This is a genomic window from Paracidovorax anthurii (assembly GCF_003269065.1).
Taxonomy (GTDB): Bacteria; Pseudomonadota; Gammaproteobacteria; order Burkholderiales; family Burkholderiaceae_C; genus Paracidovorax; species Paracidovorax anthurii.
This window is the reverse complement of sequence record NZ_QLTA01000003.1, coordinates 198,958-213,482: the sequence shown is the minus strand read 5'-3', so window position 1 is coordinate 213,482 and position 14,525 is coordinate 198,958. Positions and strand designations below refer to the sequence as shown.

The 14,525-nt window shown below is 73.0% G+C and carries 14 protein-coding genes; 6 read left to right on the top strand and 8 right to left on the bottom strand.

Annotation, left to right across the window (positions count from 1 at the left end; genetic code table 11):
• The first annotated feature begins 41 nt into the window (after positions 1 to 41).
• The 5 genes from gspL to AX018_RS03050 are packed head-to-tail and all read left to right on the top strand — an operon-like array spanning position 42 to position 6,550.
• Positions 42 to 1,286 carry a type II secretion system protein GspL gene (gspL, locus tag AX018_RS03070; RefSeq protein ID WP_111875842.1) on the top strand — a complete coding sequence of 415 codons (1,245 nt, stop codon included), beginning with the start codon at positions 42 to 44 and terminating at the stop codon, positions 1,284 to 1,286.
• Entirely contained in the window at positions 1,283 to 1,915 is a 633-nt protein-coding gene (locus tag AX018_RS03065; protein ID WP_111875841.1) for a type II secretion system protein M, read from the top strand. Before gspL ends, AX018_RS03065 begins: the two co-directional genes overlap by 4 nt.
• 42 nt (positions 1,916 to 1,957) lie before the next feature.
• Positions 1,958 to 2,776, top strand: coding sequence for a type II secretion system protein N (gspN, locus tag AX018_RS03060; RefSeq protein ID WP_111875840.1), 819 nt, complete (start codon positions 1,958 to 1,960; stop codon positions 2,774 to 2,776).
• A 5-nt stretch (positions 2,777 to 2,781) separates the two neighbouring features.
• A complete protein-coding gene (gspD, locus tag AX018_RS03055) occupies positions 2,782 to 5,175 on the top strand; it encodes a type II secretion system secretin GspD (RefSeq protein WP_111875839.1) in 2,394 nt (797 codons plus the stop codon).
• Between the two features lie 13 nt (positions 5,176 to 5,188).
• Entirely contained in the window at positions 5,189 to 6,550 is a 1,362-nt protein-coding gene (locus tag AX018_RS03050; protein ID WP_111875838.1) for a GspE/PulE family protein, read from the top strand.
• 27 nt (positions 6,551 to 6,577) lie between these two features.
• Here the strand turns inward: AX018_RS03050 and arsC are convergent, their stop codons facing one another.
• Together arsC and AX018_RS03040 are read right to left on the bottom strand one after the other, a co-directional pair.
• Positions 6,578 to 6,955, bottom strand: coding sequence for an arsenate reductase (glutaredoxin) (gene arsC / locus AX018_RS03045; RefSeq protein WP_111875837.1), 378 nt, complete (start codon positions 6,953 to 6,955; stop codon positions 6,578 to 6,580).
• 47 nt (positions 6,956 to 7,002) lie between these two features.
• A complete protein-coding gene (locus AX018_RS03040; RefSeq protein ID WP_111875836.1) occupies positions 7,003 to 8,637 on the bottom strand; it encodes an ABC transporter permease in 1,635 nt (544 codons plus the stop codon).
• 116 nt (positions 8,638 to 8,753) lie between these two features.
• Here AX018_RS03040 and AX018_RS03035 point away from each other — a divergent pair, with 116 nt between their 5' ends.
• Complete coding sequence (locus AX018_RS03035; RefSeq protein WP_111875835.1) at positions 8,754 to 9,818, top strand: ABC transporter ATP-binding protein; 1,065 nt, start codon at positions 8,754 to 8,756, stop codon at positions 9,816 to 9,818.
• A 61-nt stretch (positions 9,819 to 9,879) separates the two neighbouring features.
• Here the strand turns inward: AX018_RS03035 and AX018_RS03030 are convergent, their stop codons facing one another.
• From AX018_RS03030 to AX018_RS03005, 6 genes are all read right to left on the bottom strand, one after another.
• Entirely contained in the window at positions 9,880 to 10,620 is a 741-nt protein-coding gene (locus AX018_RS03030; RefSeq protein WP_111875834.1) for a lysophospholipid acyltransferase family protein, read from the bottom strand.
• Between the two features lie 10 nt (positions 10,621 to 10,630).
• Positions 10,631 to 11,926, bottom strand: a complete 1,296-nt coding sequence (locus AX018_RS03025; RefSeq protein WP_111875833.1) for a dihydroorotase — start codon at positions 11,924 to 11,926, stop codon at positions 10,631 to 10,633.
• 70 nt (positions 11,927 to 11,996) lie between these two features.
• Positions 11,997 to 12,959: an aspartate carbamoyltransferase catalytic subunit gene (locus tag AX018_RS03020; RefSeq protein ID WP_111875832.1), complete on the bottom strand. Its 963-nt coding sequence runs from the start codon at positions 12,957 to 12,959 to the stop codon at positions 11,997 to 11,999.
• Between the two features lie 3 nt (positions 12,960 to 12,962).
• Positions 12,963 to 13,487 (bottom strand): bifunctional pyr operon transcriptional regulator/uracil phosphoribosyltransferase PyrR, encoded by a 525-nt coding sequence (gene pyrR / locus AX018_RS03015; protein WP_111875831.1) that lies wholly within the window; start codon positions 13,485 to 13,487, stop codon positions 12,963 to 12,965.
• Positions 13,484 to 13,903, bottom strand: a complete 420-nt coding sequence (gene ruvX, locus AX018_RS03010) for a Holliday junction resolvase RuvX (RefSeq protein WP_111875830.1) — start codon at positions 13,901 to 13,903, stop codon at positions 13,484 to 13,486. The genes pyrR and ruvX overlap by 4 nt, the downstream gene beginning before the upstream one ends.
• On the bottom strand, positions 13,900 to 14,511 hold the full coding sequence (locus tag AX018_RS03005) for a YqgE/AlgH family protein (protein WP_111875829.1): 612 nt from the start codon (positions 14,509 to 14,511) through the stop codon (positions 13,900 to 13,902). Before AX018_RS03005 ends, ruvX begins: the two co-directional genes overlap by 4 nt.
• Positions 14,512 to 14,525: the final 14 nt, after the last annotated feature.

Sequence of the window (14,525 nt, the reverse complement as noted above, 5' to 3'; positions counted from 1 at the left end):
CGTTCATGCCACGCCCCTAAAATGGCCCGCGAATTCCATCCATGAGCACCCTCATCCTTTTCCTGCCCCAGGGCAGCGCCCCCGGGCCGGCCACCGAACTCGGCTACACGCTGACCGCCGACGGCCACACCGCCACACGCCACGCGAGCGCGCCGGCGCCCCTGCTGCCCGACCCAGGCCGCGCGGGCGAGGTGGTCGCCGTGGTGCCCGCGCGGGCCCTTTCCTGGCAGCGCGTGACACTGCCGCAGGGTGCCGCCGCGCAGGCCGGGCGGCTGCGCGCGGTGCTCGAAGGGCTGCTGGAAGAGCGGCTGCTGGACGACCCCGCACAACTGCATTTCGCGCTGGAACCCGGCGCGCGTCCCGGCACGCCCGCCTGGGTGGCCGTGTGCGACCGGGGCTGGCTGCGCACCGCGCTGCAGGCGCTGGAGGCCGCGGGCCGGCCGGTGCAGCGCGTGGTGCCCGAATTCGCGCCCGGCCCCACAGCCGGCGGCGCGCCCGAATACTTCGCGCTCGGCACGCCCGAGGACCCGCAGCTCGTCGCCACCAGCCAGGGCGCCGACCAGGCACTGGCGATCCTGCCGCTCTCGCCGGCGGCGCTCCAGCTCACCGGCGCCATGGGCCATGCCCATGACGAAGAGCCCCCGGCCCTGCGCGCCGAGCCCGCCGTGGCCGCGATCGCCGAGCAGATGCTCGGCCGCCCGGCCGTGCTGCACACCGCGAGCCAGCGCGCCCTGGCGGCCGCGCGGGGCGACTGGGATCTCGCGCAGTTCGAATTCGCCAGCAACCGCCGCACGCGCACGCTGCGCAAGGCCACGGCGTCCGCCAGCGCCTTCGCGCGCGCGCCGCAGTGGCGCGCGGCGCGCTGGGCCCTGGGGGTGTGCGTGGCCGCGCAGCTCGTGGGCCTGAATGCCTGGGCCTGGCAGGAGCGGCAGGCGCTGGCGGCCAAGCAGGCCGGCGTGCGCGCGGCGCTCACCCAGACCTTTCCGCAGGTGCAGGTGGTGGTCGATGCCCCGGTGCAGATGGAGCGCGAGCTGGCCCAGTTGCGCCAGGCGGCGGGCAGCGTCTCGGCGCGCGACCTCGAACCGCTGCTGGCGGCGGCCGGCGGCGCGCTGCCGCCCGGGCGCCTGCCCTCCGCGATCGACTATGCCCCCGGAGAGCTGCGCCTGCGCGGCATCGAGCTGCAGCCCGAGGAACTGGCCTCGGCCAATGAACGCCTGGCGGCCAACGGATACCGCGCCAGCCAGCAGGACGGCATGGTGGCGCTGCGCGAAGGAGAGCGCCCATGAAGCCATCCCCCCGCCCCACCGCGGCCACCGGAGCCGCCGGCGCCGTGCTGCGCGAGCGCTGGAAGGCGCTGGAGCCGCGCGAGCAGATCCTCGTGCTGGCCGCATCGGGCCTGATCGCGCTGGCGCTGCTGTGGTGGCTGGCCATGGCGCCCGCCCTGCGCACGCTGAGCGAGGCGCCCCAGCAGCACGCCACGCTCGATGCGCAGTTGCAGCGCATGCAGGCGCTGCAGGCCGAGGCGCTGCAATTGCAGGCCGCGCCGCGCCCGCCGGCCGGCGATGCGGCGCAGGCGCTGCGCGCCTCGCTCACGCAGCGCCTGGGCGCCAGCGCGCAGATCGCCATCCTGGGCGACCGGGCCACCGTCACCCTCAAGGCGGCGCCGGCCGACGGCGTGGCCGAGTGGCTGGCCCAGGCCCGCGGCAATGCGCGCGCCGTGCCCGTCGAGGCGCGGCTCGTGCGCAGCACCGCCGGTGCGCCGGCCACGGCCGGCGCGGCCGTGATCGGCCCCTCCTCGCCCACCCGGCCCGCCGGCGGCGCTCCGGCCAGCCGCACCCCGGCCGCGCCCGCGCCGGGCGATGCCATGCCCCGCTGGGACGGCACGCTGGTGCTGGCCCTGCCGCCGGCACGGTAACCCCCGACCCCGATCGTTTTCCCCAGCCGACCCCCCACCACCGTGTCCCGCTCCTTCCGCGCTCCCCGCTCCGCCGCCCTGGCCTCCCGCGCGCCCCGCTCGCCGAGGGCCTGGGCCCTGGCCGGCTGCCTGCTGGGCGCCCTGCCCGCCCTGCTGGCCTTCGCGCCCGCGCAGTGGCTGGCCCAGGGTGTGGAGTGGGTCAGCGGCGGGCAGGTGCTGCTCGCGCAGGCCCGCGGCACGGTGTGGACGGGCTCGGCCCAGGTGGTGCTGACCGGCGGGCACGGCAGCGCCGACCAGGCCGCCCTGCCCGGCCGCCTGCAATGGCAGGTACGGCCCGCATGGACCGGGCTGCGCGCCCTGCTGAGCGCCGACTGCTGCACGGCCGCGCCACTCGCGGCGCGGATCACGCCGCGCTGGGGCGGCGTGCACGTGGCCATCGCCGACGGCCAGAGCCAATGGCCCGCCGCCGTGCTCTCCGGGCTCGGCACGCCGTTCAACACGCTGCAGCCCCAGGGGCAGCTCGCGCTGCGCACGCAGGGCCTCGCGCTCGACAGCGCCGCCGGGCGGCTGGTGGTCGAAGGCCAGGCCCAGCTCGACGCGCTCGGCATGTCCTCGCGCCTGTCCACGCTGCGGCCCATGGGCAGCTACCGCCTGGCCCTGCGGGGCGGCGAGGTGACCACGCTCACGCTCTCCACGCTGGATGGCGCGCTGCGCCTGACGGGCAGCGGCCGCTGGATCGGCCAGCGCCTGCGCTTCGAGGGCGAGGCCACGGCCGCCCCCGAGCGCGAGGGGGCGCTCGCCAACCTTCTCAACATCATCGGGCGGCGCACCGGCGCCCGGTCCCTCATCACCGTGGGTTGAACCCTATGACATCCATGACTTCGCAGCGCCTGCGGTTTGCTCTTAATTCCATAGCATTCGGAGCAATGATCGCCACGACATGCGGCCCGCTGCAGGCCCAACCGGCTGCGGGCGCCGGCACGGCCAGCGTGCGCCCGGGCGAACCCGTCACGCTGAATTTCGCCGGCGCCGAGATCGAGGCGGTGGCCCGCACCATGGCCACGATCACTGGCCGCAACGTGGTGGTGGACCCCCGCGTGAAGGGCCAGCTCACGCTGGTCACCGAGCGGCCGGTGCCGCCGGCGGCGGCCTTCCAGCAGTTCCTCGCGGCGCTGCGGCTGCAGGGCTTCACCGTGGTGGAGTCCGCGGGCCTCTACAAGGTGGTGCCTGAGGCCGACGCCAAGCTGCAGGCCGGCTCGGTGAGCGTCACGCAGGGCGGCTCGGGCAGCGCGCCGGGCGGCGGGCAGATCGTGACGCAGATCTTCAAGCTCAATTTCGAGAACGCGGCCAACCTCGTGCCGGTGCTGCGCCCGCTCATCAGCCCGAACAACACGATCAACGTGAACCCGGGCAACAACTCGCTGGTCGTCACCGACTACGCCGACAACCTGCAGCGCATCGCGCGCATCGTGGCGGCCATGGACGTCTCCAACGCGAGCGACGTGGAGGTGATCCCGCTGCGCAACGCCGTGGCGAGCGAACTCGCGCCGCTCGTCTCGCGCCTCATCGACGGCACCGGCAGCGCCACGGGCACGACCCCCACGGGCACGGCCGGCGCCACGCCGGGCCAGAGCGACACCGGCTACCGCACCACGCTGCTGCCCGAGCCGCGCAGCAACTCGCTGATCGTGCGCGCAGCCAACCCGGCGCGCCTGTCGCTGGTGCGCACGCTGGTGCAGAAGCTCGACCAGGCGCCGGTGCCCGGCAGCGGCGCCGCCACGGGCAACATCCACGTGGTGTACCTGAAGAACGCCGACGCCACCAAGCTCGCGACCACCCTGCGCGCCGCCCTGTCGGCCGCCATGGGCAGCGGCGCCTCGGGCTCCAGCGCCCCTTCGGGCGCGGGCGCCACCAGCACCGGGGGCCTGGGCTCCACCGGGCTCTCCAGCTCGGGCCTCACGCAGACCAGCAGCACGAGCGGCTCGATGACCGGCGGCGGCCTGGGCAGCGGCACCAGCGGCGGCCTGGGCAGCAGCTCGGGCAGCCTGAACTCGGCCAACAGCAACCAGCCCTCCACGGGCGGGCAGATCCAGGCCGACCCCTCGACCAACTCGCTCATCATCTCCGCGCCCGAGCCGCAGTACCGCCAGTTGCGGGCCGTGATCGAGCAGCTCGACGGGCGCCGCGCCCAGGTGCTGGTCGAGAGCCTGATCGTCGAGGTGGCCGCCAGCAAGGTGGCCGACTTCGGCATCCAGTGGCAGGGGGTGATGGGCAACTACGGCAGCGGCACCGTCGGCGTCGTCGGCACCAACTCCACCGCGGGCGGCGGCGCGAACATCCTCAACCTGGCCCTGGCCGCCGCGAGCGGCACGTCGGGCCTGAGCACGGCCCTCTCCAGCTCCAGCGCGACGCCCAGCCGCGGCCTCAACGTCGCCATCGCGCCGCGCATCAACGGCAACTACTACCTGGGCGCGCTCGCCAACTTCCTGGAGAACACGGGCGACGCCAACGTGCTCTCCACCCCGAACCTGATGACGCTGGACAACGAGGAGGCCCGCATCATCATCGGCAACAACGTGCCGTTCGTCACCGGCTCCTACGCCAACAGCACGGGCAGCAGCACGGTGAACCCGTTCACGACGGTGGAGCGCAAGGACGTGGGCCTGATGCTGCGCGTGCGCCCGCAGATCAACGAGAACGGCACCGTGAAGCTCACGCTCTACCAGGAGGTGTCGCAGGTGGACGCATCCACCCTGTCCGCGACCAACGGCCCGACCACCAGCGTGCGCTCCATCGAATCCACGGTGCTCGTGAACGACGGCAACGTGATCGTGCTCGGCGGCCTGCTGGAGGACCGCTACTCGCTCGGCCAGGACAAGGTGCCCGTGATGGGCGACCTGCCGCTGGTGGGAGCGCTCTTCCGCAACGAGAACCGCTCGCGCCGCAAGACCAACCTCATGGTCTTCCTGCGGCCCGTGGTGATCCGCGACACGGCCACCAGCGACGCGCTCATGGTGGACCGCTACGAGGCCATCCGCGCGCTGCAGCAGAACATCCAGCCCGCGCCCAGCACGGTGATGCGCGCGGTGTCGGAAACCCCCGTGCTGCCGCCGCTGGCCGCGCCCGCGCCCAATCCGCAGGCGCCCGCCCGCGCCGCGCCGCCCGCGCCGCCCGCACCGCTGGCGCCGCTGATGCCCGAGCGCTCCGCCCCCGCGCCGACGGACACCACGGCCCCCGCGGAAAAGCTGAGCCCGCAATAGTCCCGCCACCGCCATGCGACACCCGCTCCCCTACGCCTTCGCGCGCAGCGCCCAGCTGCTGCTGGAGGACGACGGCCACACCTGCGTGCTCTGGCACGGCCCCGCGCCGGACGCCAGCGCGCTCTCCGAGATCATGCGCAAGCATGCCGTGCAGCAGCTCATGCCGCTGGAGCCCCATGCCCTCGCGCAGCGCATCAGCGCGGCCTACTCGCAGGGGGAATCGAGCGCGGCCACCGTGGTGAGCGAGGTCGAATCCGACGCCGACCTCTCGCGCATGATGCAGGAGCTGCCGGCCGTGGAGGACCTGCTGGAGTCGGCCGGCGACGCGCCCATCATCCGCATGCTCAACGCGCTGCTCACGCAGGCCGCGCGCGACGGCGCGAGCGACATCCACATCGAGCCCTACGAGCGCCATTCGAGCGTGCGCTTCCGCGTGGACGGCACGCTGCGCGAGGTGGTGCAGCCCAACCGCGCGCTGCACGCGGCGCTGATCTCGCGCCTGAAGATCATGGCCGACCTCGACATCTCCGAGAAACGCCTGCCGCAGGACGGCCGCATCAGCCTGCGCCTGGGCACGCGCGCCATCGACGTGCGCGTCTCCACCCTGCCGAGCGCCCATGGCGAGCGCGCCGTGCTGCGCCTGCTGGACAAGAGCGAGAGCAAGCTGAGCCTGGAGGCCGTGGGCATGCAGGGCGAGACGCTGCGGCGCTTCAACCACCTCATCCACCAGCCGCACGGCATCGTTCTCGTCACCGGCCCCACGGGCTCGGGCAAGACGACGACGCTCTACGCGGCGCTTGGCCGCCTGGACGCGACGAGCGGCAACATCATGACGGTGGAAGACCCCATCGAATACGAGCTGCCGGGCGTGGGCCAGACGCAGGTCAACAGCAAGATCGACCTCACCTTCGCCAAGGCCCTGCGCGCCATCCTGCGCCAGGACCCGGACGTGATCATGATCGGCGAGATCCGCGACTTCGAGACCGCGCAGATCGCCATCCAGGCCTCGCTCACGGGCCACCTGGTGCTGGCCACGCTGCACACCAACGACGCGGCCAGCGCCGTCACGCGCCTGACCGACATGGGGGTGGAGCCCTTCCTGCTTTCCAGTTCGCTGCTGGGCGTGCTCGCGCAGCGCCTCGTGCGCAAGCTCGACCCCACCGAGCCGAGCGGCTACCGGGGCCGCACGGGCGTGTTCGAGCTGCTGGTGGTGGACGACACGCTGCGCGCCCAGATCCACGGGCAGGCCGCCGAGGCGGACCTGCGCGCCACGGCCATCGCGGGCGGCATGACGCTCATGCGCGAGGACGGCGAGCGCCTCGTGCGCGCGGGCATCACCAGCCCCGAGGAAGTGCTGCGCGTCACGCGCGAGTGAACGCGCGAGTGACGGCGCGCCCGCCCATCAGCCGGCCGGCAGCAGTTCCAGCACCGTCTCCGGCGGCCGGCACAGGCGCGCGCCCAGCGGGGTGACCACGATGGGCCGGTTCATCAGTTCGGGGTGCCGGGCCACGGCGGCGACCAGCGCCGCATCGCCGATGCGCTCGTCGGCCAGGCCGAGCGCCTGGTAGGCCGCCTCCTTGGCACGCAGCAGCGCGCGCACCGGCCCGCCCACGGCGACGAACAACGCCCGCAGCGCGGCCTCGTCCAGCGGTTCGGCGAGGTAATCCACGATGCGTGGCTCGATGCCGCGCTCGCGCAAAAGCGCCAGCGCGCCGCGCGAATTGCTGCAGCGGGCGTTGTGGTAGATCGTGATGTCGGGGCGATGCGTGGAGGCGTTCATGCCCGCGAGTGTAGGAGCGGGCCATGCACTTTGGCGTACCCGCAAAACTAGCGGGCGCTGGAGGCCCGCAGCGTGCGGCTCAGCAGGATCACCGGCACCAGCCCCACCGCCACCAGCGCGAGCGAGGGCAGCGCCGCCTCGCCCAGCCGCTCGTCGCGCGCGAGCTGGTAGGCCACCACGGCCAGGGTGTCGCTGTTGAAGGGCCGCAGCACCATCGTGGCCGGCAGCTCCTTCATCACGTCCACGAACACCAGCAGCGCCGCCGCCGCCGTGGAGCGCCGCAGCAGCGGCCAGTGCACCCGCGCCAGCAGGCCCGCGCCGCCGGCGTCGAGCATGCGCGCGGAATCGTCCAGGCTCGCCGGGATGCGCGCATAGCCGCTCTGCACCGACTGCAGCGCCACGGCACAGAAGCGCACGAGGTAGGCCCACACGATGCCCACCGCCGTGGCCGTGACGATCGCGGGCACGCCCCAGTCCGGCGCCACGGCCTGCAGCCAGCCCACGGGCAGCAGCAGGCCCACGACGATCACCGCGCCGGGCACGGCATAGCCCACGCTGGCGAGCTGCACCACGGCCTGCGTGAGGCGCCCGGCCTGCCGGCGCGCCGCGAACGCCAGCGCCAGCGCCACGCCCACGGCCAGCGCGGCGGTGATGGCGCCCAGCCGCACGCTGTGGCCCGCCCATTCCAGGAAACGGTCCCAGGGCAGCACCGACCAGTCCGCCGCCAGGGGCCGCAGCATGAAGGCCACCGGCGCGAAGAACCCCATCAGCACGGGCAGCCCGCACACCGCCCACGCCGCGGCGCAGCCCCAGCCCGTGAGCCGTTGCGGCTGCGCCTCGGCCGAGCCGGCGCGGCCCACGCCGCCCGCGGCGAAGCGCATGCGCCGCTGCGCGCGCAGCTCCAGTTGCAGCAGCAGCACCACGAAGACCAGCAGGATGGTGGCGAGCTGCGCGGCCGCGAGGCGGTTGTCCATCGACAGCCAGGCCTTGTAGATGCCCGTGGTGAAGGTCTGGATGCCGAAATAGCTCGACACGCCGAAGTCCGCCAGCGTCTCCATCAGCACCAGCGCCACGCCCGCCGCCACCGCCGGGCGCGCCAGCGGCAGCGCCACCGAGCCCACGCGCCGCGCGAGCGGCGCGCCCAGCAGGCGGGCCGCCTCCATGAGATGCGCCGCCCGCTCGCCCAGCGCCGTGCGCGCCAGCAGGTACACGTAGGGATAGAGCGCGAAGATGAACACCCACACCGCCCCGCCCAGGCTGCGCACCTCGGGCAGCAGCCGGCCCTCCAGGCCATAGGTGGCGCGCAGCCAGACCTGCAGCGGCCCGCTGAACTGCAGGAAGTCGGTGTACGCATAGGCCGTGACGTAGGCCGGCATGGCCAGCGGCAGCAGCAGCAGCCACTCCAGCGTGCGCCGGCCCCGGAAATCGAACAGCGTCACCGCCGCGGCCGTGGCCGAGCCGACGATGCCCGCGCCCAGGCCCACGGCCAGCCCCAGCCACACGGTGGTGGCGAAATACCCGGGCAGCACGGTCGCCGCCATCTCGCGCAGGATGGCCAGGGCCTCGGCGCCGCCATGGCCCCAGGGGAGCCAGGACGCCAGCACGGCCAGCACCGGCAGGGTCAGCAGCGCGGCCAGCAGCAGCAGGGGAAGGGAACGCAGGGCGGGCAGGAGGCGGCGCAAAACGGAGGGAACGGTGGAGAGGGATGGACGGATGGCGGCGGCGCGGCAGGGCGCGGCGGAGCCGCCCCGGATGCAAATGCGAATTCTACGCATTGCCCCCTTCTAGAATCGGCGCCATGTTCCTCGAAGTCACCCAACTGGAAGTGCGCTACCCGGGCCGCGCGCAGGCGGCCGTGCGCGGTGTCACCATGGGCCTGGCGGCCGGCGAGATCGGCGTGCTGATCGGCCCCTCGGGCTGCGGCAAGACCACGCTGCTGCGCGCGGTGGCGGGCCTGGAGCCCGTGACGGCCGGCGAGATCCGTCTGGCCGGCGCCAGCGTGGGCAGCGCGGGGCGCAGCCTGCCGCCGGAGCAGCGGCGCATCGGCATGGTGTTCCAGGACTATGCCCTCTTCCCCCATCTCTCCGTGGGCCGCAACGTGGCCTTCGGCATCCACCGGCTGCCCCGGGCCGAGCAGGCCGCGCGCGTGGACGAGGTGCTGCGCCTCGTGGGCCTGGAAGGCAGCGCGGCGCGCTATCCGCACGAGCTCTCGGGCGGCCAGCAGCAGCGCGTGGCGCTGGCCCGCGCCCTGGCGCCCCGGCCGCAGCTCATGCTGCTGGACGAGCCTTTCTCCAACCTCGACGTGGACCTGCGCGAGCGCCTCGCGCACGAGGTGCGCGGCATCCTCAAGGCCGCGGGCGCCACGGCGCTCTTCGTCACCCACGACCAGCTCGAAGCCTTCGCCATCGGCGACCGCATCGGCGTGATGGAAAGCGGCGCGCTCCACCAGTGGGACGATGCCTACGCGCTCTACCACCGCCCCGCCACGCGCTTCGTGGCCGACTTCATCGGCCACGGCGTCTTCGCGCCCGCTACGCTGGAGCAGCGTGGCGACACCGTGGTGGCGCGCACGCCGCTGGGCGATCTGGCGGATCTGGCGGAATGCCCCCTGCCCTCCAGCTACGCAGGCGGCGAATGCGACGTGCTGCTGCGCGCCGACGACGTGGTACACGACGACGCCGCCCCCGTGCAGGCGCGCATCGTGCGCAAGGCGTTCCGGGGATCGGAGTTCCTCTATACGCTGCAGCTGGCCGACGGGCTCACGGTGATGGCCCACGTGCCGAGCCACCACGACCACGCCGTGGGCGAGTGGATCGGCATCCGGCCGCAGGTGGACCATGTGGTGACGTTTCCGCGCGGATGATGCTCGGGTAACGCTTGAGTAATGGGCCGGTGCCGGCCGCGCCCCCGGGCGATCGGATCGTTCAGGGCTGCCGCAGGCCGTCCACCACGCGCCGCAGGTCCTCCGCCCACACCCGCCGGTCGCGCCCCGCGGCCCGCTCGGGCGGGCCGTAGTGCACGAAGGCCGTGATCGCATCGGCGCGCAGCACGCGCCAGAGCGAGCCCACCAGCGTGTCGTCGCCCACGTAGAGGACGGCATCGCTGGGTCGGCCCGTGGCGCGGTCGATGAAGCCCAGGCCCACGGGCTGCACCGGCGCGTCGGCCAGCACGGCCGCCTGCAGCAGGTTGGCGTGGAAGGGCAGCAGCGCGCTGCCATCGCCCGTGGTGCCCTCGGGGAAGACGCCCAGCACCTCGCGCCGCGCCAGTGCCTCCTGCATGAGGCGCACGATGCGCATCGCGTCGCGGCGCGTGTTGCGCTCGATATAGAGGGTGCCCGCCGCCGTGGCCAGCCGGCCGATCACCGGCCAGCGCTCCACGTCCGACTTGGAGATGAAGCGGCAATGCCGCGCCGCATGCATCACCGGGATGTCGAGCCAGGAAAGGTGGTTCGCCACCAGCAGCACCGGGCCGTCCACGGGCGGCGTGCCCCGCACCTCCAGCGCGATGCCGGCATGCGCCAGCAGCTCGCGCGCCCAGGCCTGCACGCGCGCGTGCCGCTGGTCGGGCGAGAGCCGGGGAAAGCGCAGCAGCACCGTGCCCAGCCCCCCCAGGATGTGAACGATGAGCCGCAGCAGGCGCGCCACGGCGCGCACGGAACTCGGCATGCGCGCCGCGTCAGCCGCGCTCGAACGCCACGAAGCCGCCCACCAGGGTCCAGCGCACCCGGCCCGGCAGTTCGTACCCCGCGAACGGCGTGTGCTTGCCCTGGCTGCGCAGCGCCCCGGGGGACACGGTCCAGGCGGCTTCGGGATCGAACACGCAGAGGTCGGCCACGCCGCCCTCCACGAGGCGGCCGGCGCTGGCCGCGAACGTGCCGAGCGCGGCGCCCAGCACGCGGGCCGGCTCGGCGGTGACCGCCGCGAACGCCCGGGCCAGCGGCACGCCGTGGTCGCGCGACCACTTGAGGGCGATGCTTGGCAGCAGCTCCAGCCCCGTCGCGCCGGGCTCGGCCTCGGCGAAGGGCAGCGTCTTGGCGTCTTCATCGACCGGGGTGTGGTCGGACACCAGCGCGTCGATGGTGCCGTCGGCCAGCGCGGCCAGCAGCGCATCGCGGTCGCGCTGCTGGCGCAGCGGCGGCGAGAGGCGCGCGCGGCTGTCGAAGAAGCCGATGTCGGTGTCGGTGAACAGCAGCGAGTTGATGCTCACGTCGCAGGTCACCTGGAGGCCGTCGGCCTTGGCCTGCCGCACGAGCTGCACGCCCGCCGCGCTGGAGAGGCGGCACAGGTGCACGTGCGCGCCGGTGGTCTTGAGCAGCTCGAAGATGGTGTGCAGCGCGATGGTCTCGGCCGCCACGGGAACGCCCGAGAGGCCCAGCCGCGTGGCGAGCGGCCCGCTGGCCGCCACTCCGCGGCCCAGGTGCAGCTCCTGCGGGCGCAGCCACACGGTGTAGCCGAAGGTGGCCGCGTACTGCAGCGCGCGCTGCAACACCTGCGTGCTGGCCAGCGCCACGTCGGCCTGCCCGAAGCCCACGCAGCCCGACTCGGTCAGCTCGGCCATCTCGGTCAGCACCTCGCCGGCCAGGCCGCGCGTAAGCGCGCCCAACGGGAAGAGGCGCGCCTGGTGCAGCTTCTCGGCGCGGAACTTGAGCATCTCCACGAGGCCAGGCTCGTCGAGCACCGGATCGGTGTCGGGCGGGCACACGAGGCTGGTGACCCCGCCGGCCACGGCCGCCGCCATCTCGGATTCGAGCATGCCCTCGTGCTCGTGCCCCGGCTCGCGCAGGCGCGCGGCGAGGTCCACGAGGCCCGGCAGCACGAGGCAGCCCGTGGCGTCGATCGTGCGCGCGGCCTTGAAGTCCTGCGGCGCCTGCCCGATCGCGATCACGCGCCCGGCCGCCACGGCCACATCGCCCGCCTGGTCGAGCCCGCTGGCCGGATCGAGCACACGGCCGTTCTGGATCAGTATCTTCATGATTTCATGCCAAAAGCACTGCTTGTCGCCGAATTTTCTACGCAAGCAGCTATTAAAAACATAGCAACCATCAGGCCTCGTTGCCCGCCACGATGGACATCACCGCCATGCGCACGGCGATGCCGAAGGTGACCTGGGGCAGGATCACGCTCTGCTGGCCGTCCACCACGGCGGAGTCGATCTCCACGCCGCGGTTGATCGGGCCGGGGTGCATCACGATGGCGTCGGGCTTGGCCAGCCGCAGCTTCTCGGGCGTGAGGCCGAAGCTCTTGAAGTATTCCTGGCTGGAGGGCAGCAGCGCGCCGCTCATGCGCTCGTTCTGCAGGCGCAGCATGATGACCACGTCGGCGTCCTTGATGCCCTCCTCCAGCGTGTGGCACACGCGCACGCCCATCTGCGACAGGTCGCCGGGCACCAGCGTGCGCGGGCCGACCACGCGCACCTCGGGGCAGCCGAGCGTGGTGAGGCCGTGGATGTCCGAGCGCGCCACGCGCGAGTGCAGCACGTCGCCCACGATGGCCACCGTGAGGTTGCTGAAGTCCTTCTTGTAGTGGCGGATCGTGTACATGTCGAGCAGCCCCTGCGTGGGGTGCGCATGCCGGCCGTCGCCCGCGTTGATCACGTGCACGTGGGGCGCCACGTGCTGCGCGATGAGGTAGGGCGCGCCCGATTCGCTGTGCCGCACCACGAACAGGTCGGCCGCCATGGCCGAGAGGTTGGCGATGGTGTCGAGCAGCGACTCGCCCTTGCTGGCCGAGCTGCGCGCGATGTCGAGGTTGATCACGTCGGCCGACAGGCGCTTGGCCGCGATCTCGAAGGTGGTGCGCGTGCGCGTGCTGTTTTCGAAGAACAGGTTGAACACGCTCTTGCCGCGCAGGAGCGGCACCTTCTTGACCTCGCGCTCATGGACCGAGACGAAGTTCGCCGCCGTGTCGAGGATGTGCGTGACGATGGCCCGGGGCAGGCCCTCGATGGAGAGCAGGTGGATCAACTCGCCGTTGCGGTTGAGCTGGGGATTGCGCTTGGACAGCACGGCTCAGGCCTCCTGGACGTGGAAATGGAAGGCGCCGTCGTCCGCGCGGGCGAGCGCCAGGGACTGGCGGGCCGGCAGCGCGACACGCGCCGCGGCGAAATCGGCCTGCACCGGCAGCTCGCGGCCGCCCCGGTCCACGAGCACGGCCAGGCGCACGCGCGCGGGGCGGCCGTAGTCGAACAGCTCGTTGAGCACGGCGCGGATCGTGCGGCCCGTGTAGAGCACGTCGTCGAGCAGCAGGATGTCGGCGCCGGCCACCTCGAAGGACAGGCGCGTCTGCGCGCTCGCGGACAGCCCCCGTTGGGAGAAGTCGTCGCGGTGCAGCGCGGACGAGAGCACGCCGGCATCGCCCGGCAGGTCCAGGTCCCGCTGCAGGCGCTCGGCCAGCCAGGCGCCGCCGGAGGCGATGCCGGCAAGCTGCGTCTGCGGCGTGCGCAACGCGCGCACGCCGGCCAGCAGCTCGCGGTAGAGCGCCTCGGCATCGAGGGTCAGGGCCCCGGCGGGGGCGGAAGAAGAAGTAGGACTCATGGAAGTTGCCTCAAAAACTGCTCCAGGATGATGCAGGCCGACGCCGCGTCGGCATCGCGCGCGCCGCCCGCATGCGCCTCGGTGGTGCTGTAGCGCTCGTCCACCTCGAACACCGGCAGCCCGAAACGGCCGCGCAGCTGGCGCGCGAATTTCTGCGCGCGCGCCGTGTTCTCGTGCGGCGCGCCATCGGGGTGGAAGGGCACACCCACCACCAGCGCATCGGGCTGCCACTCGCGCAGGCGCTCGGCCACGGCGGCGAAGCGGGCATCGGCACCCTCGGCGCGGATGGTGGCCTGCGGCGTGGCCGTGCGCAGCAGCCGCGAGCCCACGGCGACCCCGGTGCGCTTGGCGCCGAAATCGAAAGCGAGAAAGGAATGGAGGTGCTCGGGGATGGCGGGGGATGCCGGCACGCTCATGCGTGCCCCGCCTCGGGCGAAAGCATCCAGCTCTGCAGGCCCAGCAACCCGAGCGCGCGGTCGTAGCGCTGGCCCACGGGCGTATCGAAGATCACGGACAGGTCGGCCCCCACGGTGAGCCAGCTGTTCTCGGCCAGCTCCGATTCGAGCTGCCCCTCGCCCCAGGACGCGTAGCCCAGGGTCACGAGCACGCGGCGCGGCCCGGCGCCGGTGGACAGCGCCTCCAGCACGTCCTTGGACGTGGTCATCTCCAGGCCGCCGGGGATGGACATGGTGGAGGCGTAGGCGGATTCGTCGGTCTCGCCTTCCTCGCTGCTGACGGGCGTGCTCATGGGCTCGTGCAGCACGAAGCCGCGCTCGGTCTGCACCGGCCCGCCACGGAACACGGGCTCCTGCGACAGGTCTTCCCGGCGCAGCGAGAGGTCCACCTTGTCGAAGAGGTTGCGCAGGCTCAGGTCGGAAGGCTTGTTGATGATGAGCCCGAGCGCGCCGCGCTCGCTGTGTTCGCACAGGTACACGACGCTGCGGGCAAATGACTCGTCTTCCAGACCCGGCATGGCAATCAGGAAGTGGTGCGTCAGGTTCATGGGCGCAGAATCGGCAGGCATCCACCAATTTTAGC

Excerpts from the sequence above, each read along its gene's own strand:
- pyrR (WP_111875831.1), bottom strand. The coding sequence starts at position 13,487 with ATGAGTCCTACTTCTTCTTCCGCCCCCGCCGGGGCCCTGACCCTCGAT.
- ruvX (WP_111875830.1), bottom strand. The coding sequence starts at position 13,903 with ATGAGCGTGCCGGCATCCCCCGCCATCCCCGAGCACCTCCATTCCTTT.
- arsC (WP_111875837.1), bottom strand. The coding sequence starts at position 6,955 with ATGAACGCCTCCACGCATCGCCCCGACATCACGATCTACCACAACGCC.
- AX018_RS03065 (WP_111875841.1), top strand. The coding sequence starts at position 1,283 with ATGAAGCCATCCCCCCGCCCCACCGCGGCCACCGGAGCCGCCGGCGCC.
- AX018_RS03030 (WP_111875834.1), bottom strand. The coding sequence starts at position 10,620 with ATGCCGAGTTCCGTGCGCGCCGTGGCGCGCCTGCTGCGGCTCATCGTT.
- AX018_RS03050 (WP_111875838.1), top strand. The coding sequence starts at position 5,189 with ATGCGACACCCGCTCCCCTACGCCTTCGCGCGCAGCGCCCAGCTGCTG.
- gspD (WP_111875839.1), top strand. The coding sequence starts at position 2,782 with ATGACATCCATGACTTCGCAGCGCCTGCGGTTTGCTCTTAATTCCATA.
- gspL (WP_111875842.1), top strand. The coding sequence starts at position 42 with ATGAGCACCCTCATCCTTTTCCTGCCCCAGGGCAGCGCCCCCGGGCCG.
- AX018_RS03025 (WP_111875833.1), bottom strand. The coding sequence starts at position 11,926 with ATGAAGATACTGATCCAGAACGGCCGTGTGCTCGATCCGGCCAGCGGG.
- AX018_RS03035 (WP_111875835.1), top strand. The coding sequence starts at position 8,754 with ATGTTCCTCGAAGTCACCCAACTGGAAGTGCGCTACCCGGGCCGCGCG.
- AX018_RS03005 (WP_111875829.1), bottom strand. The coding sequence starts at position 14,511 with ATGCCTGCCGATTCTGCGCCCATGAACCTGACGCACCACTTCCTGATT.